The organism is Streptomyces sp. NPDC051315, assembly GCF_044455165.1.
Classification (GTDB): domain Bacteria; phylum Actinomycetota; class Actinomycetes; order Streptomycetales; family Streptomycetaceae; genus Streptomyces.
The window spans coordinates 303,097-328,953 of the sequence record NZ_JBITEN010000001.1 but is presented as its reverse complement, the minus strand read 5'-3'; the positions used below and the strand labels follow the sequence as shown (position 1 = coordinate 328,953).

Annotated in this window: 14 protein-coding genes; 4 read left to right on the top strand and 10 right to left on the bottom strand. The window is 71.1% G+C overall.

Annotation, left to right across the window (positions count from 1 at the left end; all coding sequences use genetic code 11):
- Nucleotides 1-16 precede the first annotated feature (16 nt).
- Nucleotides 17-5,266 (bottom strand): DEAD/DEAH box helicase, encoded by a 5,250-nt coding sequence (locus tag ACIBBD_RS01410; protein ID WP_399417196.1) that lies wholly within the window; start codon nucleotides 5,264-5,266, stop codon nucleotides 17-19.
- Between the two features lie 177 nt (nucleotides 5,267-5,443).
- Between ACIBBD_RS01410 and ACIBBD_RS01405 the strand changes: the two genes are divergently transcribed.
- Nucleotides 5,444-6,409, top strand: a complete 966-nt coding sequence (locus tag ACIBBD_RS01405; protein ID WP_399417195.1) for a serine/threonine-protein kinase — start codon at nucleotides 5,444-5,446, stop codon at nucleotides 6,407-6,409.
- A gap of 6 nt (nucleotides 6,410-6,415) precedes the next feature.
- Here ACIBBD_RS01405 and ACIBBD_RS01400 read toward each other — a convergent pair whose 3' ends face one another.
- Genes ACIBBD_RS01400 through ACIBBD_RS01385 form a run of 4 tightly spaced genes read right to left on the bottom strand, consistent with a single transcriptional unit; the run spans nucleotide 6,416 to nucleotide 15,822 of the window.
- Nucleotides 6,416-9,385, bottom strand: coding sequence for a pPIWI_RE module domain-containing protein (locus tag ACIBBD_RS01400; protein WP_399417194.1), 2,970 nt, complete (start codon nucleotides 9,383-9,385; stop codon nucleotides 6,416-6,418).
- A 23-nt stretch (nucleotides 9,386-9,408) separates the two neighbouring features.
- A complete protein-coding gene (locus tag ACIBBD_RS01395) occupies nucleotides 9,409-13,014 on the bottom strand; it encodes a hypothetical protein (RefSeq protein WP_399417193.1) in 3,606 nt (1,201 codons plus the stop codon).
- Nucleotides 13,007-14,182 (bottom strand): hypothetical protein, encoded by a 1,176-nt coding sequence (locus ACIBBD_RS01390; protein WP_399417192.1) that lies wholly within the window; start codon nucleotides 14,180-14,182, stop codon nucleotides 13,007-13,009. Before ACIBBD_RS01390 ends, ACIBBD_RS01395 begins: the two co-directional genes overlap by 8 nt.
- A complete protein-coding gene (locus ACIBBD_RS01385) occupies nucleotides 14,179-15,822 on the bottom strand; it encodes a PD-(D/E)XK nuclease family protein (protein WP_399417191.1) in 1,644 nt (547 codons plus the stop codon). Before ACIBBD_RS01385 ends, ACIBBD_RS01390 begins: the two co-directional genes overlap by 4 nt.
- 151 nt (nucleotides 15,823-15,973) lie before the next feature.
- Here ACIBBD_RS01385 and ACIBBD_RS01380 point away from each other — a divergent pair, with 151 nt between their 5' ends.
- Nucleotides 15,974-17,461 carry a serine/threonine protein kinase gene (locus ACIBBD_RS01380; RefSeq protein WP_399417190.1) on the top strand — a complete coding sequence of 496 codons (1,488 nt, stop codon included), beginning with the start codon at nucleotides 15,974-15,976 and terminating at the stop codon, nucleotides 17,459-17,461.
- Between the two features lie 5 nt (nucleotides 17,462-17,466).
- Here the strand turns inward: ACIBBD_RS01380 and ACIBBD_RS01375 are convergent, their stop codons facing one another.
- The 3 genes from ACIBBD_RS01375 to ACIBBD_RS01365 form a co-directional block, all read right to left on the bottom strand.
- On the bottom strand, nucleotides 17,467-19,494 hold the full coding sequence (locus tag ACIBBD_RS01375) for an N-6 DNA methylase (RefSeq protein ID WP_399417189.1): 2,028 nt from the start codon (nucleotides 19,492-19,494) through the stop codon (nucleotides 17,467-17,469).
- A gap of 944 nt (nucleotides 19,495-20,438) precedes the next feature.
- On the bottom strand, nucleotides 20,439-22,295 hold the full coding sequence (locus tag ACIBBD_RS01370) for a SpoIIE family protein phosphatase (protein WP_399417188.1): 1,857 nt from the start codon (nucleotides 22,293-22,295) through the stop codon (nucleotides 20,439-20,441).
- Nucleotides 22,296-22,384: 89 nt separating this feature from the next.
- Nucleotides 22,385-23,065, bottom strand: coding sequence for a class I SAM-dependent DNA methyltransferase (locus ACIBBD_RS01365; protein WP_399417187.1), 681 nt, complete (start codon nucleotides 23,063-23,065; stop codon nucleotides 22,385-22,387).
- A gap of 180 nt (nucleotides 23,066-23,245) precedes the next feature.
- Between ACIBBD_RS01365 and ACIBBD_RS01360 the strand changes: the two genes are divergently transcribed.
- On the top strand, nucleotides 23,246-24,439 hold the full coding sequence (locus ACIBBD_RS01360; RefSeq protein WP_399417186.1) for an esterase-like activity of phytase family protein: 1,194 nt from the start codon (nucleotides 23,246-23,248) through the stop codon (nucleotides 24,437-24,439).
- Nucleotides 24,440-24,458: 19 nt separating this feature from the next.
- On the opposite strand, the gene ACIBBD_RS01355 is transcribed toward ACIBBD_RS01360, so the two are convergent.
- Both ACIBBD_RS01355 and ACIBBD_RS01350 read right to left on the bottom strand, forming a co-directional pair.
- The gene (locus ACIBBD_RS01355; RefSeq protein ID WP_399417185.1) at nucleotides 24,459-24,815 is read right to left on the bottom strand and encodes a MazG-like family protein; all 357 of its coding nucleotides are present in this window, start codon (nucleotides 24,813-24,815) and stop codon (nucleotides 24,459-24,461) included.
- 35 nt (nucleotides 24,816-24,850) lie between these two features.
- Complete coding sequence (locus ACIBBD_RS01350) at nucleotides 24,851-25,396, bottom strand: DoxX family protein (RefSeq protein ID WP_399417184.1); 546 nt, start codon at nucleotides 25,394-25,396, stop codon at nucleotides 24,851-24,853.
- 126 nt (nucleotides 25,397-25,522) lie between these two features.
- Between ACIBBD_RS01350 and ACIBBD_RS01345 the strand changes: the two genes are divergently transcribed.
- Nucleotides 25,523-25,849, top strand: a complete 327-nt coding sequence (locus ACIBBD_RS01345; RefSeq protein WP_399417183.1) for a nuclear transport factor 2 family protein — start codon at nucleotides 25,523-25,525, stop codon at nucleotides 25,847-25,849.
- Nucleotides 25,850-25,857: the final 8 nt, after the last annotated feature.

Sequence of the window (25,857 nt, the reverse complement as noted above, 5' to 3'; positions counted from 1 at the left end):
ATGCAGACAGAGGGAGTCAGGAGGGGTCGGTGCCGAACACCGAACGGTAGCGGCCGACGACCTCGGACCAGTCGTCGTCGTGGCGGAAGCGGATGACGTCCCAGCCGTCGTCGTACAGCCGTTCCTGCGCGTCCTCGTCCCGCTGGGCCTGTACGTCGTCGTCGTGGTGCGGCCCGTCGATGAACACGGCCACCGGGCCGGTCTTCGTCTCGTACACGAAGTCCGGGCGGGACAGCGCACTGGAGACGAAGACCTGCTGCTTGTCGGGCAGCTTCAGGCCCTGCCTGGACAGGAAGGCGATGAACCGCCGCTCCAGCGAGCTGTCGGCGCCGTCGGTGAGGGCCTGGGCGTGCTCGTCGCGCGAGACGCCCGGACCGGCGTCGGCGACCTTCGCACCGGCGAAGCGCAGCAGCAGGTCCTTCACCAGCTTGCGGTCGATGACCTGGTGCCAGCGCTGGTTGCCGAAGGACAGCAGGCAGTCGTAGCAGCCCATCTCGCAGAGCGGGCCGCCCTCCCGGCCGCCGGTATCGGTGCCGTCGGGCCGGAAGTGGGCGATCTCCAGAGCCCGGGCCGCCGCCCGGCGCAGCGCCTCCGGCTCGGCCTGGAGACGGCGCAGGACGCCCGCCCCGCCCTCGGCGCTCTCGATGAACAAGATACGGTCCCGCGGACCGTCGAGCGGAGGCAGCTGCTCGGTGTCCAGCTCGCTGTCCTCCAGCTGGAACTCCGCCTCGATACCCCGCTCCAGGGCGTACTGCAGCGTCACCGCCACCTCGGGGGCCACCTTCTCGGTGAGTTGCAGGACCAGGATGTTGCGGGTGTCCTGGACATACGGGATCACCGGCACCTTGCGGTCCGCCTTCTCCGCGCTCTCCAGCCCGTCCTGCTCCTCGGTGGTCTCCTTGCCGGGCTTGTCCTGGTCCTTCTTGGCGTCCAGCCACTTGCCCTCGACCGGGTCCAGCCAGAAGCCGGAGCGCTGCTTGCTGCGCCGGTAGCCGAGGTTGGTGAGGCGGACGGTGGCGCTGTCGCCATAGGTCAGCTCGGCGAGCTGTGCGCCGTCCGCGTCGACCGCCGTCGCGTTCAGTGATCCGTCCCGCGTGCCGTGCTTGTTGAACTTGTACGACACCTCCACCCAGTAGCCGGTGCGCTGCCGTTCCTCCTCGTCCGAGGAGATCCGGTCCCGGCGCTTGGTGAAGACCGTGCGGAGCTGGAGCAGGTTGTAGCGGGCCTCGGTCAGCTCCTTGTGGCAGGAGTCGCAGGTGCTCTCCAGCGTCTCGCCGGTGTGCAGGTAGCCGCAGTGTTCGCAGACCTTGGCCTCCTCGGTCTGCAGATCGCCGGAGGCACTGGTGGGCAGCTGGATGCGGTCGACCTGGAAGCGGCTGCCCTCGTGGTAGATGAAGGCGCCGGGGCCGAACTCGCGGATCGCGATGAAGCGCGAGCGCTGCAGGTAGTCGCCGTCCCGGCTGCCGCGCACGGCCCGGCCGGTGCCCGGGATGAACGCGGCGAGCGGCAGGCGGGGGAAGGAGTACCCGGGCAGGAATCCCTCGGAGGCCAGATACCGGTACGGCGTGAAGTCCGACAGCAGGGTGCTGCCCGAGGTGTCCTCGTTCTTCAGCAGCTTCAGCTGCGTCTCCGCCTGGTGCCTGCGGCGCTCCGCCTGCGCCGAGGCTTCCTTGCCCAGGGTGTTGTCGAGGATGCGCCGGTGCTGGATTTCCCGCTCCCGCAGCGCCTTGCGGAACAGCTCCCGCCAGCGGCCGAGCGCGTTGTCGAAACCGCCCGGTGCCTTCTCCACCGTGCGCTCCAGCCACTGCTCGTCCCACCACGAGGTGGCGCTCAGCCGGTCCATCGACTCCTTCAGGACCGCGGTGGCCCGCTTCAGCGCCCGCCGCTGTGCCGCGGGGTCCCGGATCTGCTCGACGACGTGCGGGAAGAGCCGCAGCGACGGTTCCTCGCCGTCGGCGTCCAGGATGTGCGGGATGCGCCGGCCCAGCTCCAGGCCCGTCTCCGCCAGCCAGATGGCGTGCACGTGCGAACGCACCAGGTCCTCGTTGGCGAGGTCCAGGCGGGGCGGGGCCACCTCTCCGGCCACCATCAGGTGGGACAGGCGGAAGTAGTACTGGTCGTGGCTGTTGCCGGTGGCGCAGTACGTCGTCACCAGCGCCGGCTGGCCCTGCCGGCCGGCCCGGCCGCTGCGCTGGGCATAGTTGGCCGGCGTCGGCGGGACGTTGCGCATCGCGACTGCGTTCAGGCTCGCGATGTCCACGCCCAGCTCCATCGTGGGGGAGCAGTAGAGCAGGGGCAGCGGGGTGCCTTTGCGGAAGTCCTCCTCGCGCTTCTCCCGGACCGGCGCGGGTACCTGCGCGGTGTGCTCGCGTGCGAGGAGTCCGGCGAGCGTGCCGGCGACGTTCTTGTAGAGGTTCTTGAAGAACGGGTTGACGCGCGGGCCCCGGTCCTTGCCGTACGTCCGGCGCAGCCGGTCCACCGCGCCGAACTCGTCGTCGCGGGCAGTCCACACCACCGCCGTGTGGTTGATGCGGTACCCGGGCGACTCACCGCGCCCTGCGGGCACCTCGGTGAGCAGGCCGCCGTCCTCCAGCACCTCGACCAGATCGACGATCACCTGCTGTGCCTCGTCCAGGGTCAGGGCCCGGCCGAGCGCCGGGAACTGGCCGGGACGGCGCAAGAACTTGCCGAAGGCGCCGCGGGCGGTGATGTTCATCTCGCTGCGGAACCGGTTCGGGCGGCCCGGGCGCACGTAAGCCGTGCCCGGCGGAGGCGGGGTGCGCTCGGTCTCGGCGAGCCCCCACGGGTCCGTCAGCAGGTACGACAGCCTGCGCAGCTCGTCGAAGTCGGACTGCTCGAAGTACGGGAAGTCCACGGCACGCACGCGACGCAACTCGTCCAGGAGGATGCGCGACAACTCCGCGCGCTTGGCGGGGTCCGCGGTGCGCAGCGGCCCGGAGGTCTTCGCCCACCGGTCCTCTTCCGCGGTGATCTCCTCCAGGTCCGCGTACTCCAGCCGCAGCAGGCCGGTCTGCTCCAGGTTCGGCATGGTGACCCGCCAGCCGCGCTCCAGGTCGAGGTACAGGCGGTACTCGACCACCTTGGCCAGGGCGCCCAGGGTGCGCCGGGCCTGGCGGGACCCCTCCTTGGGGTTCGCGGAGTAGTCCTGAGGCTTCAGGCCCAGCTTGTCGACCACCGCCGGTGCCAGGTCCTCGTGCAGCAGCCCCTCCTCGCCGGCCTCCGACATGGCCTGGTAGAGAGCCCCGCGCAACTGGGTCACCAAAACGAAGTCGTTGAGGTGGCCGGCCTGGAGGCTGGCGTCCTGACGGTTGTCGACGAACGTGAGCAGCTTGCGGGCGTCCTCGTCCAGCTCGCTAGGCGGCAGCTGCTTCAGGTGCCGCACAATGCTGGAGCTGACGACGGAGGTGGCCGTGGAGCGGCCCTCCTGGTCCATCGTCATCAGCTTGCTGAAGTCCTTACCACGGGCGGACTCGTAGCTGACCCCGCAGTTGAGGCAGAACATGAACGGCATGGGAATGTACGCCGCGTACAGCCCCTGGTCCCGGTCGACGACCGAGCCGTCGGGCCTGACCCACACCGGCTGCGGCACGCGCTTGCGGCGGCTGTCGACGAGTACCTGGACGCCCCGGTCCTCGTCCGTCTTCAGCCAGCTGTCGGGGAAGCGCTGTTCGGCGATCGCCTTGCCGGTCTCGTCCGGCCAGGGGTTGTCGGCGCTGACGTACAGGTAGCCGTTGTCCTCGTCGTCCTCGGTGCGCGGCCGGAAGCGGTACGAGCCGTCCGTACGCTCCTCGCGGGCCACGGTCAGGTATTCCTGGCCGCACTCGCGGCAGAAGGACAGCGGCAGCAGGATCTTGTCCTTGGCCCCGGGCACCCGCACCTGGTAGGTGCGGCTGATGTACCGGGTCCGCTCGTCCTCCAGTGAGACGTGTACCGAGTCGCCCTTGGACAGGAACTGGTGGAGCCGGAAGGCGAACAGCGGCCGGCCGGTCTCCGGGTCCTTGGCCTGGGATCCGGCGTGCAACGTGTCACGGATGGCGGCCACGCACGCCTGCTCGGACTCGCCGGTGCGCGCGGCGAGCTTCCGGGCCGCCTTCTGGACGGTCGTCGGCTCGGCCCGAACCAGAGTGCCCTTGTCCGGCCCGTCGGTGAGCGTACGCAGACCGAATACGGTCTCGATCCACGAGGCGAGCGGATCGGCGGCGAGGACGTGGTAGTCGGTCGAGGGCGCGCGCGACCGTATGCGCTCGGTCAGTGCCGCGTCTGCCGGATCCTGATCGCGGGTGGCGCGCACCAGCGTCTCGCCCACGACGCGCTCCGGGGTGACCGGGGTGGCGAAGAGGGTCGTCGCCACGTCCGCCACGGCCCGCCGCCGGTCCTGGAGGGTGCCCTGGGTCGACATGGTCGCCGAGGTGCCCACTACCTGCAGGTCCGGCGCGGCACAGGCGTCGCGTACTCGGCGGACGAGCAGGGCGACGTCCGCGCCCTGGCGCCCGCGGTAGGTGTGCAGCTCGTCCAGGACCAGGAACCGCAGGCCCTGGGCGGCGCGCATGAGGGCCTTGCGTTCCCGGGGCCGGGTGAGTATCAGCTCCAGCATCACGTAGTTGGTGAGCAGGATGTCCGGCAGGCTCTCGAGGATCTCCTCGCGCTCGTCCTCCCTCTCCTGGCCCGTGTACCGCGCGAAGGTGACGGGCTCATGGCCCTCGCCGTAGCCGTGCTGCAGGAACTTCTCCAGCTCGTACTTCTGGCTGTTGGCCAGGGCGTTCATGGGGTAGACGATGATCGCCTGGACGCCGGAGGTGGCTCCCTGCTGCTTGGCGCGCAGCACACTGTCCACGATCGGCACGATGTAGCCGAGGCTCTTGCCGGAGCCGGTGCCCGTGGTCAGCACGTAGCTTCCGCCGGCCCGGGCCACCTCGATCGCGTCGCGCTGGTGACGGTGGAAGGCGATGGGGCGCCCCTGCTCCGGCGGACGGTTCTTCTCCTTGCCCACGCGGAAGATCCGCTCGCACTCCGGGTGCAGCAGCCCCTCGGCCACCAACTGACCGACGGTTCCGCCGGGGGCGAAGCTGGGGTTCAGGGACAGCCACGGGTCGGGCCACTGGTTGCCCTGCACGAGTGCTTCGCGGACGGTCTCCTCGATCCGCTCGTTCTTCACGACGACGGAGCCTGTGGTGAAGTCCTGGTAGTCGGCGATCAGCTGCTCGTGCACCTTGAAGACGTCCACAAAACCCTCACTCGTTCCCACGCCGACCTGCACCGTTCACCGTACTGGCTCGGGTGCTCGTAACGGGCCGGTATCACCGATGACCCTATGAGAGCATCGTTTGTGAACTCAGTCAACATAGGCGAACGTTGAGGGGTGTGTATAAGGTTCGGGTGTGTGATTCCTGGCCGTGCATGAGAGTGGCACACTCAGTCACCTATGGACATCGGAACGCTCATCGCCAAGCGCTATCGCATCAAGAGCCCCATCGGCCGCGGCGGCATGGGGCAGGTGTGGATGGCGGACGACGAACACCTGGGCCGGCCGGTCGCCGTCAAGACGATGACGCCGACGAGCGGGCTGACGCCGGATCAGATCGTCCAGGACGCCGGGCGGTTCGAGCGCGAGGCGAAGGCGGTCGCGCGGCTCGACCACACCGGGCTCGCGGCGGTGTATGACCTGGGTGTCGAAACGGGCACGCACTACCTGGTCATGCAGTACGTCCAGGGCCTGGACCTGGGCGATTACATCGCGGAACGCGAGACGCTCACCCTGGAGGAGGCCGCCGCCGTCGGTGTGCAGATCTGCTCTGTGCTGGCCGCCGCCCATACCCGGAGCGTCGTCCACCGGGACCTCAAGCCGGGAAACGTACGCATCCGCACCGACGGTGTCGTCAAGGTGCTCGACTTCGGTGTCGCGGCCATCCTCGACGGGGACACCAAGAAGCTCACCACGACCGGTGAACGGCTCGGCAGCTTCCAGTACATGGCGCCGGAACAGGTGCTGGGTGAGCCCGTGGACCGGCGCACGGACCTCTACGCCCTTGGCTGTCTGATCCACGAAATGCTGACCGGCCGACCGGTTTTCGAGCACGAGTCGCCGCTGATGGTGCCGAGCCTGCACACCGAGGCCACGCCCGAACCGCTACGGGAACTGCGGTCCGATGTCCCGGAGGACGTCGAGACGCTGGTACTGGAACTCCTCGCCAAGAAACCGGGCGACCGCCCCGCACACGCGGGTGAGGTCTACCGGCGTCTCGCCGCTCACCTCCCCGCCCCCGGACACCCGGAGGAGGCTCTGGTGCCCTGGGCCGAGGCGGATCCGTGCCGACCGTTCCGATTCCCCATGGCACCGGACGCGCGGCCCGTCCGCCAGTGGGCCAGGGAGGCGGACGGGGCGCGGTAGCGGACCTCAGCGAGGCTCGGTCTCCTGCAGGTTCTCCACAGACGCGGACTGCGCCGGGATCCTCAAAGCAAGCTGCTCCCAGTCCGTCTCCTCCGGCTCGGGAGCTGTCTCGATGCCCGGAGCCGCCCCCGTGTCCGGGTCGGCGTCGGAGGCGGAGTCGATGGCCTCGCCGCCGCCCCCGCTGTCCTCGTTCTGGGTCGGCAGTACGTACTCCTGGGCGAGTCCCGCGAGGTGGAGGGGCAATGGCAGACTCAGCGCGTCCGGCAGATCGGGAGCCTGCCGCAGTTGATGCGCGGCGAGCGCGAGCGCTTCCGGAACGTCGCCGTCGCCGGGGTGGCACCCCAGAACGGCGACCTCCACCAGCGCCGGATTCCAGGCCGCCTTGTCGGTGTCGATGGTCACCTTGCCCTTTGTGTTGACGCGGGGCGCCAGCTTGTCGGCGGCGACCGACAGCTTGAAGGTGCGGGCCTTGGGCGTCGTGGACCAGAAGACGCGAGCCTTGTCGGGGTCCGCGCTCGGGTCCGTCCACAGGTGGGCGGCCAGGCCGTTGGGACCGTCAGGGTTCACACCCCACCACTGGGCGGTCTCGCGGTTGCGTGCCGTACGCACTCGCACCAGCCGCAGGTCCGGATCCAAGCGGCGCGAGGGGGCGTGGCCGTCGCGGAACTTGTCCGCCACCACCGTGCCGTCCTGGAGCCACGTCCAGTGCGAGCGCATGTTCTGCCCGTGGGCCAGCAGCATGGTCGGCGTCCCGCGCAGGGTGCGGCGTACCCGCTGGAGCCACTCCTCGGTCTCCCGCCGCTGCTGAGCCATGTCCGCCCACCAGGACGGCCGAGCCACCGAGGCCTGGCCGTCACGCGCCGTGGGGGCGAGGTCCTTCGGCACCTCGCACTGCCTGGTCAGCTTCAGCAGCATCACCGGGTACGGCACCCAAGCGCGCGCCTCGTCGTCCCAGCCCTCCACCCGGGCCAGCCCCTCACCGGACGGATCCGGGGTGACCAGCACGGCAACGGGCACATGTCCCGCCCACCGGGTGCGGCTGCGCCGGTTCTTGCGCACCATCCACACCGCCGCATACCGCAGGCCACCGGGCAGACGCTCACCGAGGCTGGGCTCGGGGTGGACCCGCACACCCAGCTGCCGCAGTCCGTCGTCCCAGGCCTTCGCCGCGCGGAACTCCTTGTTCTTCTCACTGTTGTAACCCTTGGCCTTCTTCGGCACGGCCATGAACTGGGTGAGCACGCCGGCATCCGCGCAGCCCAGCCGCAGCGCGAACTTCGCGTCGTGGTCCGGGGAGGAGAAGTCCTTGGCCCGGTCGATCTCCACCAGGGCGAGCGTGGGCGCGGGCGAGGAGGCACCCTCCTCGGTGAGGAAGGCCGCCATCTCCCGGCGGCGGTCGCGGATCGCGGCGGTGACTGCGGATCGAGAGTGCCGGGTCCCCTCAGGCAGGGCGAGGTCCTGGCCGAGGGAGCGAGAGAGCCTGCGGCAGCACAGCCGCACGGTGAGTTCGGGGGACTGCCACTCCAGGACCACTGTGCCGTCGTGGGCCTCCTCGGTCGTCGGCGCGCCGCCGTCGCCCTTGAGATCCAGGTGCGCGACGAGCGCGCTGATCGCGGTGTCCCGCATCACGGGGGTCTGCCACAGCAACCGCGCCTCAAGGGTGGGCAGTTCACCCGGGGAGAGATCCTGGGGCAGGTGGCGCAGCGCGAACTCCGTGCCGCGCCGCCGGGCCTCCGCGCGCCGGCGCTCCTCCTCGGCCTTTGCTGGTTCCTTGGAGGGCTCCTGGCGAGGGTTGCCGGGCGTGCTGCCCGACAGGCGGGTGCGGACCAGTGCGGGCACCGGCTCCAGCTGCTCCGGCAGGGCCTGCAGGGTCCACTCCACAATTTTCGAGCGCTGGTCCGTCATCAGGCCGGCTCCGACCTCGTGCGTGCCCATGGCCGTGCTGTACAGGACCGCCGCACGCATGTCGTCCGCCAGCCAGCCGACCGGGTCCGTGAGGATGGCGTCGGCGTCCGGGAACGACTCCGTGAGGGACATGCTCCGCAGCATCCCGGCGGGCCCGCCGCCGACCCAGTCGTACCCGCCCCGGCTCCAGGCGAGTCGCGCCACCGCGAACCGGTCGCTCGCCGGCGCCCCGGGCAGCCACGGCACGCGCGGCCGCAGCAGCACCGTGGTGCGGCGGCCGAACGGGAGGTACAGCCGCCCCGTCCTGGCGCTCACCCGGGTCGCGTACCGTCGGATGTGGCTGTGCACATGGAGGCGGGGCAGCGGGTCGAAGGGGACCGTCTGCAGCGTGATGTTCAGGACGACGGAGTACCACTCGGAACCCCGGCTTCCCTCGAACTCCAGCGCCTGCGAAACGAGTTCGGCGCCTCTGTCCATCGGGCCGCGCGGCATTGCCTGGAAGCGCAGCCGCCCGCCTGCGAAGTCGTAGGGCTCCAGGGCGAGGATCCTCCGGGCCAGCCAGTCGGTGGACAGCTGGAACTGGCGCGGTTCCGGAGCGGCCGTGCCACCGTCGGTGGGCCGCTCGTGGCGCAGCAGCTCGACTGGTACTCCCTCCTGCCACCGGGGAGGGTTCTCCAGCAGCGCCGATCGGGTCTCGGACAATAGCGAACGGAAATCGGGCTCTGGCCGCAGGTCTTTGAGCCAGGCACCGAGGAGCCCCCTGAGCGCCGCGTCGGGCAGCGGATCGGGCACGTCCTCGGGGGCGTACAGCCAGAAGTCCCGGCCCTCCCCGCGGTGGCGGTTGGGGCGGGGCCGCACCAGGACGTCGGGGGCGAGCGCCTGCACGACCTGGTCCATACGGAACGTGGGCACCGTCTCCAGCGGCTTGTCACGGCCCGCGTTGCACAGGGCCAGCAGCGCCCCGGTCCACTCCTCGGGAAAGGGCAGTGCGCGATAGCGCTCGACCACCGAGGCGTCCGAGGAGACGGGACGTGCGGCTGCGGTGCGGATGGAGTCGTAGGGGCGAGCCATGATCAAGGGTCCTTCCGGGTGGGTCAGCAGGTGTGGTGTTCGATCTCGCGCAGTGCCTTGTACAGCGGCGCGTACAGCAGCCGGGCGACCGCAGGGTCCGCCGGATCGGGGCAGTCGGGCGGCGGGGCGCCCTCCGCGAAGTAGGGGGCGAGCACGTCCCGCAGACCGGTCAGCAGGCCGTCCTCCTGTGGAAGCGGCGCCGCCGCGGCGCCGGGTGACAGCAACCTGGCCGTACGCGGCGCGAACCGGGCGTCCACGAAGACCACGCGGGCGGGCACCCCACCCCGCACCAGACGGCCGATGACCTGCCAGATCGTCACCAACTGGTCCCACGTGAAGGACGCCTTCTCATGGTCGGACAGGCGGGAGTAGATGTAGCGGCGGGACAGCAGCCGGCGCCACTCGGCGCGCGCCACGTGCCGGAAGGCCAGACCGGCCGCGTCCAGATCCGCCGCGGCCGTGGCCAGCTTGCTGAACGTGCCCTGCGGGAGCCCGGGTTCGTCGCGGGCGAACCGGGCCGCCCAGTCATTGATTGCTAACACGGCCAGAGCGAGGTCGTCCGGGCGCGGATGCGGCCGGGCGAGGAACAGGGCCGTGCCGAAAGCCGCGTTGCGCTGGGCGTTGAGGATGTTGTGCCCGCGCTCCACGGCCATCAGCGGGGCCACGAGGATCTCCGCCGTGGGGTCCTGGGCGAACATGGCGAGGTCGCCCCGGCGCAGCACCGTGACCCGATCCGCCTCCGGCCGGGGCGGTGCCGAGCCGCGTACGGCCTGCTCCAGGTCGGCGTCGTCGGCGGTCAGCACACGGACGCGGCCGTGCCAGCGCTCCATCTGGTGCAGGACCTCCGCCGCGGTGTGCGCCTCCTTGTAGCTGCCGACCAGGAGGATGGCCCGACGCCGGCGGCTGTCGGCGACCCTGGCCAGTTCCTGCTCCAGCGGGCTCGGGGCGCCGCCCCGGCCGGGGGAGCCGAGCCGGCTGACCATCGCTCGGCATGCGGCGGGCCGGGCCTTCGGCTCAGTGCCCGACAGGCTCAGGGGGCGGCCCTCGTCGTCGTAGAGGAAGTGCGTAGTGAATTCCGACTCGCTCACGGCTTCGAGGGACCGTGGCGAGGGTGTCAGCACCGCGCCCACCTGGGCGACCACGTGCGCGCGTGTCGAGGTGCCCGCCCAGCTGGTGCCGGACATGAGCACGACGTGCGGTCCCTTGCGGCCGCGGCCCGCGTCGGCGCCTACGTCGGGCAGGGAGAACAGGAGTTCGCGGCCCACACCCGCGCACCGGAAGAAGCGCAGGGTGCCGCTGCTCCGTCCCTCGACATCGCGTTCCCGCTCGTCGGGCAGGTACTGAAAGCCCAGGACATTGCCCATCGGGGCCTCCGGGACCAGCGGGGCGTAGTCGAGCGGCGGACGGCGGGACAGCTCGTTGCCGGTCGAGTCGAGGTGCAGGGCGGCCTCGACCTGGGGCCAGAGGAAGACCAGCCGGTCGAGACGCTGGTTCAGGGCGCTGAGCAGAAGCATGAACTCCAGGCGCCGGGCGGTCAGATCGAGCCACGCCTCGTCCTGGGCCCGGACGGACGCGGGAGTGCCTGCGAGCAGCGGGCGCAGCACAGCGAGGACGCGCTCGCGCGTGTCTGAGGAGGACAGCGTGGTCAGCAGGTCCTGGGCCAGGCGCACCAGTTCATCCGTCAGGTTGCCGTACGGGCCTCGGCCACCCAGGGGATCGTCCCGGAAGTCGTCGAACTGTTCGGTCAGTTCTGCACGGTGGACATCCACCTCCGGCCCGGCCGACTCGGGCTCCGGAGCGTCGTCCTCGTACGCCTCGTACAGCTCCGATTCGTCGGATACCCCGTCCGGAGCGCCGACAGCGGGGTCCTGTGCGAACCAGGAGCCGAGCAGCTTCTCCTGGAGCGTCCAGGGGCTGAAGTACTCGATGTCGGCCCACTCGCGCAGATCCGCGTCGGAGATCAACAGCTTGTACAGGCGGTCCGTGGCGGCGTGGACCACCGTCAGTGAGGCGGACCAGCGCTCGATCTCCTGGTCGGTGAGCGGCAGCCGACCCTGCCGGGACAGCTCCTCGATGCGGTGGGTCTGCACCTGGTCCAGCCAGGACTCGGGTCCGGGAGAGACCAGCGTCGCCGAGGGCGCGAAGATCTCGTCCAGCTTCATCTGCACCGAGTCGGCCTCGTCTACGACGATGATGTCGCTGCGCAGGCAGGCCAGTTCCAGGTGGCGCAGCCGCTCGTCACCCAGGTGGCGCGGCACGGCCGACTGCACGAGGCTCGCCGGGTTGGCCACCCAGATCAGGGAGTCGACCAGCTCCCGGGCCGCACGGTGACGCGGGCACACGTACCACAGGGGGCACCCGTGCGGCGTTCCCTTCACCTCAGCCGGACGGTCGTCCTCGGTCGGGGACCGCCGCTGTCCCGGCCGGTAGGGCTCGGGCAGCCCGGCGGAGTCCGGGTTCTCGTCCTGCGTGTGCTTCTTCTGGGGGTAGAGCGAGATGCACGGCGCGTCCGCGAACCGCAGGGGCTGCGCCGCCTCCGTGCCGCGCAGGGCGTCCACCACGCACACCGTGCTCAGGTGGTCGAAGCCCGGGTCGTCGTGGTCCAGCAGGTTGTGCACGCCGCGGGAGGCGAGCCGCCGGTGCAGCCGCTGTACATGTGTCTCCCGGGTGGTCAGACCCAGCACCGGCGTTGCGGTCAGGCCCAGATCGCGGAACAGAGCCGTGAGACGCAGCTGTTCGGCCACGTCGCCCACGACGAGCGTGGTGCGCAGCGCCGGAGTCCGGCGGGCTCCCCAGACCGCGAGGAGCGTCATCAGGGTCGACTTGCCCGCACCGACCATGCCGGCCAGGTGCAGCAGTCCGTCGAGCCGGAGATCACCCTCCTGCGAGAAGCCCAGCCCGTCCGCGTCGCGCGGGAAGATGTGCAGCTCGGTGAGGCGATCCTCCCAGTGGCCCGGGTGATCCATCTCGTTCGCCCGCTCCGTCGCGTCCATCCAGCGGGCGGTCTCGGCGAGTTCGGCCCGGCTGATCGTGAGGGCCGCACCCTTCCCCGGCCGTCCCGCCTCCGGGGCGTGACCGGGAACGGGGTCGGGACGCAGTTCCTCGGGCAGCGTCACGGAGGTGGGACGGCGCCGGTCGACGAAGGTGGCACGGCCGGGCGGCGCGAGGGGCAGGACCTTGCGGGCCAGCGGAGGCAGCTCCGCAAGGGCGGTGTCGTACACGGCGAACCGGTCCGAGGCGACGGCAGGCTCGCGTCGCCGCGCCGGCCGGTCGAGCGCGAGCACCTCATAGGCCCGAAGCCGGTCCGGCAGGCCCCGGTAGGTCTCCAGCGTGCGCTCCCAGGTGCGGCCGCGGCGCAGGTGCCACAGGAGATGGCGGCCCGCGATGAGCATGAGCTCGTGCTCGGGGGAGGAGACGTATCCCCGGGCACCGGCGAACTCGTATCCGCCGAACAGGACGTACGCACCACGGGCGGGCTCATGCGGCGCGATGTGCTCCAGGATCCGCAGCGCCAGTTCCGCCTGACACAGCAGGCTGGGCTTCACGTCGCCGAGTTCGGCGGGCACCTCGTCCCACAAGCGGGCGAGCTCCCTGCTGACCGGGTGATGCCAGCTGTCGCGGTCACGCATCGCCGGTCTCCTCCTTACGCGTGGCCCCGCCGACGCGCGCGAGCCGGTCCTCGGCGCGGGCGAGCAGGTGAGTGTCGGTGAGCAACGGAACTCGGCGGGCGGCGGCCGGGCGGTTGCGCTCATACGTGGCGATGTAGCCCGGCCGGTCGTCGACACGGTCCTGCGGCACTACCCAGAACGCCTCGTCGTAACGGGGCTCCTTCGGCACCGGCCGGGCGGCCCGCCCCAGGAACGCCGGGTGGGCCCAGTCCTTCACGTCCACCGCCCACACCCAGCCGTCGGGAAAGGTGACGTGCACGTCGTAGGCGTCGTACGCCGGCCACATCCGCACCTTCAGCCCGAGCGCGGTGAGCCGCCCTTCCAGCTGCACCTCCGCGCGGCCAGGACCGGTGACGAACTGGCGCAACGGCCTGGCCAGCTGGAGCAGCTCACCAACCTCCTCCTTCGCGATGCGACGCCCCACCGGTGGCCGGCCCCGGCGGCGGCAGCGGTCCCGCTCGCACCACCAGCCGCCGTCGGGCAGCGGCGTCAGCAGGGTGAGACACCGGCCGCAGGTCGCGTAGACGTCACCGCGCAGATAACTGTCCGGGACGGGGCGGTAGATGCGGCTCAGAAGCTCCTTCACCGGGTCGAGTACATGGTCCATCGACAGGGCCCACTCCTCGGCCGAGGTGAGGACGGGCCGGGTGACCAGGAGCCGCCGGAACTCGGTGTACGCGTCCTCCTCGCCATACTCGCGGCACAACCGCAGCGCGGCGCGGATGATCTCACGGTCGTAGAGAACCAGCGCGCTGTCCGAGAACTGCTCCGCCCACTCGTAGCACAATTCGGTGGGACGCGAGGACTCCGGGTCGAGCAGCAGATCATCCGGTCCGGCCGCCTCGGCCGGCAGGTCCACCGGCCAGTCCGCCACCGGTCGCTCGCGGCACCAGGACATCAGGTCCGGAAGGCTCACCGGAGGCTCGGCCCCGCGCTCCAGACAGGCCAGCACCGTCCGGTCGAGGGCGCGCTGAACCTCGGGCGGGTAGGGCAGAGAGTAGGCCTCGGGGCCGGTGGCCGCGTCGAGCACCGTGAGAGCGGTGGCGAGCGTGCGCATGAGGGGGATGCCGCGGTGGGCGGACCAGTCGGCGTCGTGCAGCGGCGTTCCTTTGCCGGTCGTCGCGGTCACCGTGCCTCCAGGTGCGCGCGGCCGGCCGCGCAGTGCGTGAGCACGTCACAGCCGCCGCAGTGGCCGCTGGGCGTCGGCGCGTACGTCTCGTCCACCGCCCAGGGACCGGCGAGCTCGGCGATGATGTGGCGTGCTTCGGTCAGGGTGTCGGGATCGCCGGGATCGATCTCCTCGCAGCGCGACTTCCCGGTCCCTTTCGCGTCCAGGTACAGCACCTCCAGCTCGATCAGCGACCGGCGCGGATCACCACCGGGCACTCCGGCGGACATCATCAGCACCGCGAAGGCGAGTTGCGGGTACGTCTCCAGCAACGCGCGGCCCTCCCAGGGCGGTTTGGCAGCCGTTTTCGTCTCGTGCCAGATCCAGCCGCCGGAGCGGGTGTACAGGAGGTCGGGGTCGGCGATCAGGACGACGTCCAGTTCCGGGTCGTACGCGGTCAGGCGTGGCTGCACCCGTACGACCTCGTCGGACGGCAGGCCGTCGAGAGGGCAGGCCTGCTGGTGTTCGGCGAGCAGGGCGATGGCGGTCGGCAGTTCGGCGGGGGAGAGGCCGGGAAGAGTGTCCGGGAGGGGCGCCGTGCGGCAGCATCCGTTCTCGTGGCGGAGGTTGAGCCACTCGTCGACCGCGCGTCCCCTGCGGATCGGCTCACTCTCCGGATCCCCCGACTTAAGGTGCAGTACGCGGGTGAGGTGGAACTGTGCCGGGCAGCGCGCATGGACGCGCAGGTCGCTCGCGGACACGGAGCGGCGGATGCGGGGGCGGCGTGGCCCGGGGACGCCGAGAACGCCGGGAGCACGGGGCGGCTGCTCGCAAGCAACCAGACCTTCGCAGCGCGTGCAGCTGGAGCCGGGGTTGAGCCGGTCGTCCTCGATCACCCGGCGCAGCACGGGCTTGGCGTGCTCGGTGAACCGCCGCTCGACCTCGTCGGCGTCCCAGTCGGCCAGCACGTCGTGATCGCCGCTGCCGCAGCCGATGCCGATGATCCGGACGCGCTGCGGGCGGACGGTGCTGCCGGGCGCCGGACGGAAGATGTCCCGGAATGCCGACTGGGAAGGGATGCCCGTCAATGCCACGGCCGCCGCCTCTGCGGTCTCCGCGGGTGGCCGATCCCCCTTGACGGAATTCACGGACAGCAGCCACAGCTCACGTTCCGACCCGTCGGCGGACGCGTACCGTCGTCCCCACGCCGTGCGCTCGTAGCGGATCGCCCCGCGGGCGTCCGGGACCTCGCTCTGAGTGATGGCCGTCCACTGGGCGCGCACCGGCAGGGTCGGCGGGCGCCCGAGCCCGCGCCGCTGCGCTTCGCGCGCCGTGCGCGCCAGCAGGTAGGACCGAACGGCTGATTCCGCCCAAGTCGCGTGTCCCGCGTGGTATTTCTGATTTCTCGGAAGTCGGGTCAAGACGCTGTCGACGTCTTCTCCCTCGTGCTCGATCGCGTCCAAGACGCTCATGACCGGCCCGAGGGCGAAGTCCTCGACGGGCTTGCCCCGCGGGCGCGGCGGAACCTGACCGAGCAGCGCCCTGGCGCGCAGGGCGTTGCCGCGCGGGCAGTCCTGAGGGTCCTCGCGCAGCAGTGGCAGCGAGGTGCGGATGAGTCGGATGTCTCCGTTCGTTCCGGGCGGAGGCAGGTGGAGCGGCACGATGCACCCCTTACGGGCGTGGTAAGACGAGAGCGCCAAACACTCCTAGGGAAGCCTATGTGTGTGAACTCAGTCAAGCGATTGACTCGTTGTGATCCGTGAACCGCTACAGTGTGGCTGACGCCGTGTCATGAACAGCCGGGGGTGAGGCGTGGAAGCCGGGGAAGTCCTTGACGACCGCTACCGAGTCAATGAGGCGTTCGACCAGGGCGGCATGGGCACCATCTGGACGGCCACCGATCTGGGAACCGGACAGTTGGTCGCCGTCAAGGTGCTGCGGCTCGACGCTTACACACAGGGTCGATTCACTCCGGCAGAGCGTGCGCGACGCCGGGTCGAGCTGCTGAAACGGTTCGAACGCGAGGGTGTCGTCCTCGAGGAACTGAAGCACCCTGGGATCCCGCGTCTGCTACACCGTGGCTACCTGGGTGAGGAGCCCTACCTCCTCATGGAATACGTCGAAGGGATCAGCCTGCGCGAATTCCTGGACATGCGCCGGCCATTCCCGTTCGACGCCGCTGTCGCCGTCGCCGTCCAGGTCGCCGAAGCCTTGGGGCACGCGCACGCGAACGGCGTCGTGCACCGGGACCTGAAACCGGGCAACGTGGTCATCGCCTCCGCGGACGGAGCGGTGAAGCTGCTCGACTTCGGTATCGCCTACCTCACCGATCCCGACGCGACCCGTTACACCGCACTCGGTGCGACCCCGGGCAGCGCCGGGTACATGGCCCCGGAACAGCTGCGGGGCCAGCAGGACATCTCCGCCTCGGTGGACCTCTACGCGTTCGGCTGTGTGCTGTTCGAACTCCTCACAGGCGAGAGGCCCTTCGAGGACAAGCCGGATCGGAACAAGGACACCCAGCACCTCGAAGACCTGCCGCCGCGGCTGCGGAGCATCAATGTCGGCATTCCCGAGGAACTGGACGACCTGACCTGGGATCTCCTCGCCAAGGCCCCAGCGGACCGCCCTAGCACCATCGACGATGTGCTGGAAATCCTGCGTGACTTCCTGCCGAAGCCGGGCGACCCGGCCCCGGACCCGCAACTGGATCCGGACCCGACCGCACGCTATCGGCTGCGGGAGAGCTCGGTGGCCGGCGCGACGGACACGCGGCTCACCCCCCGTGCCGCATCACGACGTCCGGTCCGCCGTCGCGGCGGGTGGCTGGGGCGCAACCAGTTCGCGGGGCGGATCGCCCAGGCCCGGGCGGAACTGCTCGCCGACGGTCCTGGCGACCGCTGCGCCGAGCTCCTCGACCTGCTGCCCAAGGCGGTGTCGGACTGGGGTGCCCGCGAGCCGATCGTCCTGGAGGGGCGGCTGGTGTGTGCCGACGCCGCCCGGCTGGACGGTCGTACGGGTGAGGCGAAAGAGCAGTACCAGTACGTGGCCGAGAACGGAGGCCCCTCGGACCCTCTGGCACTGGAGGCCCGTCTCGGGGTTGCCGAATGCCTGATGCCCGAGGGGGACTTCGCCGGGGCGTTCAGCGGCTGGCGCGCGGTGGTGCGCAGCCTGTCTCTCGTTGCCCTACCGCATTCCGACCGGCTGACGAGCCGCTGCCGCGAGGTTGCCGTCGAGCTGGCTGAATCCGGTTACGAAGCGCAGGTGACCGACCTCCTCGCCCGGCTGCCCGAGCTGTAGCCGGATCAGTTCCGGGGAAGGTGCCCCGCGGCCAGCAGGTCCCCCAGCGCCCGGCTCAGCTCGCCGCCCACGCTCTTCATATCGGTGAGCTCGCGTTCGAAGGTTGTGATCTTCCGGTAGATCTCCCCATACCGTCGCTGTTCCTCCAGCGAGAGCCTCGGGATGTGCAGACGCCTCACGTCGATGCGTGACGTGGTGGACGCGTGAGTGCCGGCCCTGTGCACATTGGCCGGGGCACGCAAGCAGCCGGACAGGAACCATGGGTCGAGGACCGTGGGATTCGCCCTGAGCGCCGCGAGCTGGGGCCCCAGGACGGACGGGGCGTCGGTGTCCACCCGTGCGTCGAAGGCCCGGGCCAGCACCGAGACGATGACGTCCTGGGACGCTGTGACCGTGAGCGAGCCGTCCTGCTCGCCCGCCGCGACGGCCGACGTTGGAAGCCACAGCTGCGCCTGCCCGGACAGCGGAGCACCCGTGAGGACGCGCGCCTCGTCCTCCTGGTGTTCCCCGCGGCGCACTAGAGACTCCGGCAGCCCCTGTCCGGTCCGGATCTCCAGGGCTCCGGCTCGTTCCAGCTCGCCGACGCTGATGAGCGGAACCGTCTCGTCGCCGTCCGCGGGTACGAGTGCCGACAGGGCGTCGGCGGCATCGCGAAGTTCCCTCATATGGGCGTCGAACCCCGTCCAGAGGCGCCTGAGGTCGACGATGGTGGCGGCCCGTGTCCTCGGAACACGCCGCGCAGGCGTGAGGTCCACCTGGTCGTCCAGCAGGTCGACCACGGGCACCGAGACGCTTCCCAGCGTGCTGGTATCGCCGAGGACCCCCACAATCTGCGCCGTCACGGCGGACCAGTCGACGCCGCTTTCGTCGACGGACACGAGACGGGCGGCGTGTGTGGTGTCCACGAACGTGAGTTCCGCTCGGTCTGCTCCGCCCAGGCCTTCGGCGCCGTCCGCGCGCAGGATCCACAGATGCAGCCCGACACCGTAGGGCGGGGCGGCACCGGGCGGCAGGGCGATCACGGTCCGGAGCATTCCGGACCGCAGGAGACCGGCCCGGATCCGGCGACCCGCGCGGCGCGCCGCCACAGCGGGTGGCAGCACGAGAACCGCGACGCCGCCAGGAGCCAAAGCTGCCGCGGCATGCTGAACCCAGGCGAGTTCCGGCTCGGTGCGCGGAGGCTGCCCGTACACCCAACGCGGGTCTGTGGCGAGATCCGCGTGACCCCAGTCACGCTCGTTCGACGGCGGGTTGGAAAGGACCACATCGGCCTGTGCGCCGGGGTGGGCATCGGCCCGCAACGTGTCACCCGCTGCCAACGAGACGTTGGACAGGTCACGCTCGGCGAACCCGCCGACCGCCAGGTGCGCCTTGGCCAGCTCCACAAGAACCGCGTCGCTGTCCTGGCCCAGGAAACGCAATCCCGCCGCATGGTCAGCACCCCACTGTCGGGCGGCTGCGACGAGCAACGTCCCCACCCCGCATGCAGGATCCAGCACGGCCCGTACCGGTCCTGGGTGGTTCATGGCCGCGGCTTGAGCCATGAGCTCGGCCAGCTGCACCGGAGTCGTCGTGATCTGCCGCACGTGCGTCCGGAGCCACCGCGCCAGAAGGAGGTTGAAGGTCCTGTGCTCCTCATCCTGCTCTGCCAGCTCGAGAGTGCGTTCCAGAATGCGGGTCTGACGCTGATCAAGGAGCGGCCCCACCGCCGGCCTGCCCGTCTTGACGCCGCTCTGCCGGAGTCCTACCTGGGCCAGCAGCAGGCCCGTCGTTGCCCGGTCGCCCAGGGACTCGTATTCCGGCCAGAGCCGGTCGAGCGGGTTCAGCGCCGTCTTGAGTTTGTTCTCCCGCCTGAGCCACTCCTCGACTTGCGGAAGTGAGAACTGCGGGCTCGTGTCGGTGCCGCCGACAGGAGAGGGGAAGTTGTCGTACCGTCGCCGCCAGTTGCTGACGGCGGCGCGCCCGACCCCCGCGATGCGGGCGATCTCCGCCAAGGTGACGACTACCGGGGGTGACCCTGCGGTCGTGGACATGATCTCCTCCGGAGCTCGCGGTGGCCTCGCTCACAATGGATCGTGATCACCTGCGTATGAGGGGACGATGCATTGTTTGACTGAGTTTACGCACATGCTGGGGCCGGCTCTGCTTGCCCTCACATTGCTCGCTCGCTCGGCCGGTCCGAAGCGGTCGTATACGAGTTGGCGATTCCTTGAAGTGGCTGCTCGAGACGTGCGTGTGATGAGCGTGTGCCTTTGGCCATGCGCGCCCTATGCGCAGGCGATCTGTCTCGTCTGCCATCCATGTTGACCTCCTTGTCATGGTGTCTTTCTGGCGGGGAGCATTCCGTCCCGCGCCAAGTGTCGCGCCCAACACTTCCCGCGTCTCCGGCGTCAGCATGCGCAGGGCAACACACTTGCGCGGGTTTTGTCCGGTCGCGCCGATCGCAACCTCGGCGGTCTCGCCGACCTCCTCCGACGGCTTCAAGAGCCGCAGCGGCAGGCTCTCCCGACCGCCAACGGACGGCTGGTCTCCAGCCAGGTCCACAGGTCGTCTGCCTGGCTCCTCAGCGGAGGTACGCGTCCCCATCGCGGCTCGACCGAGAACGACTCGGAGCGCCGTCAAAGGAGTCCTGACCCGTTCGACACCGCCCTGACCTCGGCCGATTCGGGGCCAATCAGAGGGCGATTGCCTCTGACTGGCTCCGAGCAGCTCGGGTCGAACCGGGGTCGAGTCAGAGCGGTTTCCTCTCACTGCCTCCGATCGCCTCTGCAACCCGTCCCAGCAGGTCACAGCCGATCCGGCCCGCGAAAGCGCAGGTCAGAAAGGTGCTCCAGGGATACCCGGCGTACAGCCCGACTCGTCTGCCCGCTAGGTCATCGACCTGCGGCAACCCTCCCACAACCCTGAGAGATCACGCGCTGGGGACAATCCGGGGGGGGAATCCGGGGGGAACCGGACAGCCGGACTCGTCTGCCGCTCACGCCCCCGGCAAGCGCTGCTCGAACCAGACCACCTTGCCCGTGCTCACCCGTGTCGCCCCCCACCGCAGGGCCAGGTGGTCGACCAGGAACAGGCCTCGGCCGCCCTCGTCGCTCAGGCGGGCGTGGCGCATTCTCGGGATCTGGGGGGAGTCGTCGCCCACCTCGCAGCGCAGGACGTCCGTGCGCAGGAGGCGGAAGGCGAGAGGGCGGGTGGCGAACCGGACGGCGTTGGCGACGACCTCGCTGACCAGGAGTTCCGTCGATTCCAGGAGGTCGTCCAGGCCCCAGCGGCGCAGGGTCCTGCGGGTGAGGCGGCGAGCCTGGCCGGCGGTGCGGGGGTGGGGGGCCAGGTACCAGTAGGCGACGGTCTCCGGCTGGATGCCCTCGAAGCGGGCGGCGAGCAGCGCGATGTCGTCGTCCCGGTCGTCGGTGCCCAGCCCGGCGAGCGCCCGGTCGCACAGGCGCTCGAGGGGCGGGGGCGCGGAGCCGGGGGCGGCCCTGCGCAGGCGGGCCAGAAGGCGTTCCATACCCGTCAGGACGTCCGAGCCGCGCGCCTCGACCAGGCCGTCGGTGAACAGCAGCAGCGTCGCTCCGGGCGGCGCGTCCGTTTCGGTGGACTCGTAGCCGCCGTCGCCCACGCCGATCGGCGCGCCCGGCGGGACCCGCAGGATCTCCCCCCGGCCGTCCGGGTGGAGCAGCAGCGGGGGCGGATGGCCGGCGTTGGCGATCAGCAGGCGTTGGGACACGGGGTCGTACATCGCGTACAGGCAGGTCGCCATGTGCCGGCTGCCGAGCCGCTCCGCCTGCTCGTCGAGATGGTGCAGGACCTCGTCCGGTGGCAGGTCGAGGCCGGCCAGGGTCTGCACGATGGTGCGCAACTGGCCCATGATCGCCGCCGAGGTCATCGAGTGCCCCATCACATCGCCGATGACCAGCGCCACGCGGTTGCCGGGCAGCGGGATCGCGTCGTACCAGTCACCGCCCACCTGGGCGGTCCGGGACGCGGGCAGGTACCGGCTGGCCAGCCGCACGCCGGCCGGCTCGGGCAGCGACAGGGGGAGCATCGTGCGCTGCAACGCGTTCGCCACGGACGCCTCCCGCCCGTACAGCACCGCCTTGTCGACGCCGAGCGCGGTGTGCGTGGCGAGCTGCGAGGCGACGAGCAGGTCGTCCGGGGTGAACGGCGGCCGGCCGGGTCCGCGGGCCAGGACCACGCTGCCCATGACATGGCTGCGGCCGCGCAGCGGAGCGACGATCAGCCGGAGGTCCCCGGGCACCTCCGCGGGAGCCACTCCCGCCGACACCAGCAGCTCGGTCACCGCCGGGATCAGTCCCGGCGTGTTCCCGAACGCCGGACGGCCGGCCGCCAGGAAGGGGGCGAGCCCCGCCACGGCGGCCGGGCGCACCGGCGGCGCGGGCCGCGGCGGCCGCGGGCCCACCGGCGCCGGCGACCCGCCGTGGTCGGCCCGGTCGTCCTCCGGCACCCGGTACGCGCTGTGCGGACGCAGCACCCCTGGGCCGGCGGGGATCTCGTCCCCCACCGGCAGCGGGTCACGCAGGTGGACGAGGGCCAGATCGGCGAAGGCCGGGACGGCGGCGCGGCACAGTTCGTGCAGGGTCTCGTCGAGGTCCATGCCGCGTGCGATCTGCCGGGTCGCCGCGTCGAGGTAGCGCAGCCGGTCGTTCTGGGGGCCCGTCCCCGCGCCTCCGGGCGGCCGGGCCCACCGGTACCCGGCGGCGGACCGCGCGTGCTGCGGGACCGGCACGGGCAGCACCGCGCCGTCTCCCCGTGCGGGCGGGGAGGACGGTGTCCCGCCGGGACGGCGTTCGTGGGCTCCGAGGTGATGCGTCACGCGCTGTGCTTCCCTCCACCCTGGGTTCGGGGGCCCGCGCCCCGGCCGGCGGTTCCGCCGGCTCCGCTGCGGCCCCGATCCGGCTCTTCTCAGTCGCTCCGGCGGCAGCGCAGGAAGATCTGCTCCTCCGGCTGGACGTCCGCCGTCGCCGGCGCGTACATGTACGAGGACTCCTCGACGATCCCGAAGCCCGCCGCCTGGACGACCTCGCGCAGGTCGTCGCGCAGATAGCCGGAGACCCGGATGGTCCTGCCGATGAACGGGATGGTGAAGTCGTCCACGTCGGCCTCCACCATCGACAGCGCGAACAGGCCGCCGGGCCGCAGCAGATGCCGCACGGTGCGCAGCGCCAGCGGGATCTCGGCGCGCGGCAGCATCAGCAGGGAGAAGAAGGCCACGACCGCGTCGAAACGGCCGAGGTCATGAGCGCCTCCCGGGCGCAGGTCGGCGATGTCGGCGCAGTGGAACCGCGCACCGGGCACCTGCGCCCGGGCCAGCGCCACCATCCCGGCCGACAGGTCCACGCCGACGACCTCCATACCGGCCCGCGTGAGCTGGCGTGCCGTCGGCAGGCCGGTGCCGCATCCCAGGTCCAGCACGCGGGACCCGGCCGGCAGGGACGCGATGAGCCACTCGGTGGCCGCCACCTGGCCGGCCTTGTGGGGAAAGGCCTCGTGGTAACGGTCGCCGAGGGCGTCGAAGGCTTCGGCCTGCCCCGTCCGGTCGAGCCGCAGGCCCGCGTAGTCGCGTTGGTCGCCGGAGCTGCTCACGAGACGTCTCCCTCCTGGGTGTCCCCGTGCGATTTTTCCACAAGTCACACATTCTGGGCATGGAGGATGCAACCGGTCGAACAGAATCGCCCTGCCCCGCCCTGCCCCGCCCCGCGCACCGCACCGGGCGGTCGCCCGGTGTTGGGACGGGCGTCACCCGGTGTCCCTACCGTCCGCGCCATGAAGAGACTCTCGATCATGGTCACCGCCGCGGCGCTGGCCCTCGGACTCACCTCGCCCGCGGTGGCCGATCCCGCCCCCGCCGGGTTCGGGCGGGCCACGCTCACCGGGTTCGCGTCGCTGCCGGCGGCCACCTTCGTGCCGGGCAGCGAGCCCTCCGGGTCCGCGATCGGCGCGGGGCCCTTCAACGGGGTCGCCGCCCCCTTCGCCGGCCAGCCCGTGCAGGGCTTCAGCGGCGTCGTCGACCGGCGCGACGGGACGTACGACGTGCTGTCCGACAACGGCTACGGCACCAAGGCCAACAGCGCCGACTTCCTGCTGCGCGTGCACCGCGTCGAGCCCGACACCCGGACCGGTAAGGTCACCGTGCTGGGCGGGTTCCACCTCAGCGACCCCGACCACCACGTGCCCTTCCCGCTGACCCGCGCCGACCGGGTGCTCACCGGTGCCGACTTCGACGTCGAGTCGATCGTGCGGGTGGCCGACGGGAGCTACTGGACGGGCGACGAGTTCGGCCCGTTCCTGCTGCACTTCTCCGCCACCGGACGACTGCTGCAGGCCCCCGTGCCCCTGGCGGGCGTGCGGGCTCCCGAGAACCCCTTCCTCGACGGCGCCCGGCCGACCCTCGCGAGCAGCAAGGGCTTCGAGGGCCTGGTGCGCGGTGTCGACGGACGTCACCTGTACCCGCTCACGGAGGGCACCGTCACCGGTGACACCCCGGGTGACCTGCGCTTCAGCGAGTTCGACCTGCGCGCGGGACGGTACACCGGCAAGCGGTACGCCTACCGCCTCGAGTCCGCCTCGAACGCCATCGGTGACGCCATCGCCGTCGACCGGCACCGTTTCCTCGTCGTCGAGCGCGACGGCGGCCAGGGGGAGAGCGCCGAGTTCAAGAGGATCTACCTCGTCGACATCCGCGACCGCGACCGTGACGGACTCGTCGACAAGACACTCGTCGCCGATCTGCTCGACCTCGCCAACCCCAGGGGCCTGGGCGGCTTCGGCACGACCTTCCGGTTCCCGTTCCAGACCATCGAGGACCTCGCCCTCCTCGACGACCGGACGGTCGCGGTCCTCAACGACAACAACTTCCCCTTCTCCTCCGGCCGGACGCCGGGGAGGCCGGACGACAACGAGTTCATCACCGTGCGGCTGTCCGCACCGCTGCACGCGGACCGGCGGGCGCTGCGCTGACCGTGGTGCCGCGCGGGTGTCACGGGGCGGTCGTGCCCAGCGACCGCTCCGCCACCCGCGCCAGGTGCCGCGCGAACACCTCCCGCGCGTCCGGCGTCAGCGTCCGCAGCGCCACCAGCGCCGTGATGACGACGTCGCACAGCTCGGACCCGACGTCCTCCCAGGTGTGGCTGACGCCCTTGCGGGGGTTCTGGCCGGTCGCGCCGATCACCGCCTGGGCGGCCTCGCCGACCTCCTCCGACAGCTTCAGCATGCGCAGCAGCAGGGCTTCCCGGCCGCCGGCCGGCTGACCGGCGTCCAGCCAGGTCCACAGGGCGTCGACGGTGTCCCAGAGGTCTGCGGGGGCGGGCCGGGGGGCGGGGCGCTGATCGGTCATGTCCGCAGCCTGCCAGGCCGGGCCCGCCCCGGGGGTCACTCCTCGAACAGCGCCTCCTGTTCGCCCTCCTCGCGCCTGCGCAGGCGCTGGGTGCGCAGGCCGACGATCACCGCGGTCGCCGCCGCCGTCAAGCCCAGGGCCGTGGGGACCATCCAGCCACGGTTGACCGCGTGGCCGAGGGCGTGGTCGAGGGAGAGGCGGCCGGGGCCGGTGATGGCGAGGGCCGCCCCGGTCAGGCCGAGGGAGGCCGCGTACTCGTAGCCGCCGCTCTGCGCGAAGAAGCCGCTGGGTACGTGGACGGCGGACGCGCCCGCCATCGCGCCGGCCGCCGCCGCGCCCGCCGCCGGGGTGGCCAGGCCCAGCGCCAGCAGCGTGCCGCCGCCGGCCTCGGCCAGGCCCGCCGCCGTGGCGCTGGCCCTGCCGGGCGCGTAGCCGACGGACTCCATGAACTGGCCGGTGCCCTCGAGGCCGTGCCCGCCGAACCAGCCGAACAGCTTCTGTGTGCCGTGGGCCACGAGCACTCCTCCGGTGCCCAGCCGAAGCAGCAGCAGGCCCAGATCATGTCGGTCGAAACCAGTCACGGTGAACTCCAGACGACGGCGATGACCCCCTCCGCGTGTCCACCGTCGCACCCGTGGCACCCGTCCGGCCCGTCCTGGGCGCCGTTCGGGTGGCGGGGCCCGGGGAGCGGTGTGACGCTGACGCGTATGACGATCCAGACCGGAAAACTCACCGACCCGGCCGTCCGGGCCTTCGTCTCCGCCGTCAACGCCCATGACCGGGAGGCCTTCCTGGCCCTCCTCACACCCGACGCGACCATGGCGGACGACGGCTCCGACCGCGACCTCGCCGAGTGGATCGACCGGGAGATCTTCTCCTCCCACGGCCACATGGAGGTCGACAACGAGTCGAACGGCGGCCGTGTCCTGCTCGCCCGCTACAGCAACGACACCTGGGGCGAGATGCGCACCAAGTGGCGCTTCGTCGTCGAGGACGACGGACGGATCTCCCGCTTCGAGACCGGGCAGGCGTAGAGCGGTCC